Source organism: Poseidonibacter sp. (assembly GCF_041821165.1).
GTDB lineage: Bacteria > Campylobacterota > Campylobacteria > Campylobacterales > Arcobacteraceae > Poseidonibacter.
Window position 1 is genome coordinate 1 of sequence record NZ_JBGUES010000240.1, and the last position, 2902, is coordinate 2902.

The following is a 2902-nucleotide window of genomic DNA, read 5'->3' on the forward strand; positions in this document are numbered from 1 at the left end:
CCTTGACCTCTTGCTAGTTCATCAACTTCAGCAATTGTTGCCCAGATAATACAAATTGTTACAAATGAGATAATAGATAAAAAGATTAAATCAATTTTTAATCTTGGTTTTTCATTAGCTTGACCATAAAGATTATGAACAAAACTTATATCACTTTTCATCTGTTTCATCCTTTTTATCTTTTACTGATGAAAGAATTTTATCTTTTGGTCCATCTGCAACTATTCTTCCATTATCAAATACAATTACTCTATCAACCAATGATAACATTGAAGTTTTATGTGTAATTAAAATAACAGTTTGATCTGCTAATATTTCTTCTAATTTTTTAACAAATACTTTTTCTGATTGTCTATCCATTGAGTTTGTTGGTTCATCTAAAACCATAATATTTGGATTACTTACAAGGGCTCTTGCTAAAGTAATAGATTGTATTTCTCCACCACTTAAACCTTCACCTCTCTCACCTACAATAAAGTCATAACCAGCTTCATGTTTACCTAAAAAGTCATGAACTCCTGCAATTTTTGATGAATTTAGAATCTCTTCATCTGTAGCAAATGGCTCACCTATTGTAATATTATCTTTTACTGTACCCATAAACAAAAATGATTCTTGCGGAACTACACCAATTGACCTTCTTAAATCAACAGGATCTATTTGTCTAACATCTGTTTTCTCTATTAAAATTGAACCTTTAGACGGAACATATAAATTTTGAAGAAGTTTTACAAAAGTTGATTTACCAGAACCGATTTTTCCTAATATTGCAACTTTTTCACCCTCTTTTATTGAAATATTAATATTTTTTAAAGCTTCGTAATTTGAACCTTTATAAGAAAAACAAACATCTTTAAACTCTATTTCACCTTTTAAATCAGGTCTACTTAAATAAACTTTATTTTCTCTTTCAACTTCCATCTTCATTACTTCATCAATATTATTTAATGCAAGCATTGTTTTATCATAACGTAAAACCATTCCAACAATTTGTGAAACAGGAGATATTGCTCTCCTATTTAGCATCATAGCAGCAACAATAGCACCCATTGTCATACTTCCTTCACTTGCTAAATAAACTCCTCCAATAATTATAAATATATTAGAAAGTTGAGAAACAAAAGCTGTAAAATAAGTTGCAATTTGAGATAAGAATTGAGATTGTTCATTAAAATAAACTGTTTGACTTACTGCTTTATCCCAGTGTGTTTTCATTCTATTTTGACCACGAATACTTTTTATAATACCTAGTCCTGAAACAGTTTCATTTAAAGTTGTATGTTTAAGTTGTTCTTCTTTAGATGAATTTTTTACCGATTTTTGAATAGGTTTTTGCATAATTAATGAAAAAGCTAAAGATATAACAATAGTTCCAACTGTAATCCATCCTAAAATTCCACCTATATAAAAAATTATACCAATAAAAATAAATAAAAATGGAATATCTACAATTGTTGAAACTGTTGCTGTTGCAAAAAAATCTCTAATAGCTTGGAAAGATTGTAATCTATTTACAAACATCCCTGTAGAAGATGGTTTTTCTTCAAGTCTAATATTTAATAATTGATCAAATATTTTATTTGACATAACAATATCAGCACGTTTTGAAGCTTTTCCAAGATAGTAAGATCTAATTACTTTTAGTGCAAAATCAAAAGACATTACAAAGAAAATACCAATTGCCAATGCCCATAGTGTTTCAATAGCATTATTTGGTAATATTCTATCATATACGTTCATTATAAATAGTGGAGTTGCTATTACAAAAATATTAATAAAAATAGATGCAATAATTACTCTTGAATAAATCTCTTTATTTCTTTTTATTGCTCCCCAAAACCATTTTTTAGGTTCAGGGATATGAATATCTTTATTAACTCTATTTTCAAAGTTATATGCAGGTTTTATAATAATAGCTTTACCTGTGAATTTTTCATTTAACTCATCAATACTAATATCTATTTCACCTTCACTAAGATTTGGGAAAATTGCTTTTGCTATATTGGTTTCAACATCATAATCAACTAAAATTGCATTGTAGTTATCATTTGTAAATATAATAGATGGTAATGCAAGAGTAGGAATATCTGTGATTTTTTCTCTATAAACGGGCTTAGAAATCAATCCAATTCTTTTTGCAGAATCCATGAATTTATTCAGATTCATTATTTTCCCATGAATACCTAAACCATAAATCAAAGACTCTTTTGATGTTCCTCTTTGATGATATGTTGCTAGAAAAAGTAGAGATTCTAAAAGACAATCAGTTTGTCTTTTTTCCTCTAATAGATTTAAGTTTTCTTTATTTTCCAAGCTTTTGTAGTCCTTCTTAATTTATTGATTTATAATTAGAAATTATATTTCTATGTTTTTCTAAATTATCAACATAAATTCCACTTTCAATTAATTTTTGTGAAAATTGTTTAATTATATTTGAAGCTTCTTTTAAAGTTTCGTAATTTCCATATAAAACTTTTGTATTTTTATTTAAATTATATGTATGCACATTTTTTTTGTCTAAATTCATTTGATTTATAAAACTATCAATATCTTCATCTTTATTTAAATTAGCAATATTAATAGTATATTTACCTTTTGGTAAAATACTTGTAGTATCTATTTTTTGTTCAATTAATTGTTTTTCAGTACTTGTTTTTTCTTCAAGAGTTTGAGTTTCTTGTGTTAATTTACTTTCTTCATTTACATTTTTAATAGGCATTTTTGAAGTAAGCATTTTAGCAATTTCTAAATCATCGCTAATAAGATTCTCATTACTTACATTTTTTAGAAATATTAATTTCTAACTGTTCATTAATTTCTTCCTTAACAATAGTAGAATTCTCATCACTTATTCCCACTTCACCTTCATCAGTCATACCTAATTCATTTAGTAAATCAGCAT

Annotated in this window: 2 protein-coding genes; both read right to left on the reverse strand. The window is 26.5% G+C overall.

Annotated features, from left to right (window positions below):
• Positions 1-150 precede the first annotated feature (150 nt).
• Positions 151-2313, reverse strand: a complete 2163-nt coding sequence (locus ACERKK_RS12625; RefSeq protein WP_373773431.1) for a type I secretion system permease/ATPase — start codon at positions 2311-2313, stop codon at positions 151-153.
• Between the two features lie 16 nt (positions 2314-2329).
• Positions 2330-2734 carry an SPOR domain-containing protein gene (locus ACERKK_RS12630; protein WP_373773432.1) on the reverse strand — a complete coding sequence of 135 codons (405 nt, stop codon included), beginning with the start codon at positions 2732-2734 and terminating at the stop codon, positions 2330-2332.
• Between the last annotated feature and the right edge of the window lie 168 nt (positions 2735-2902).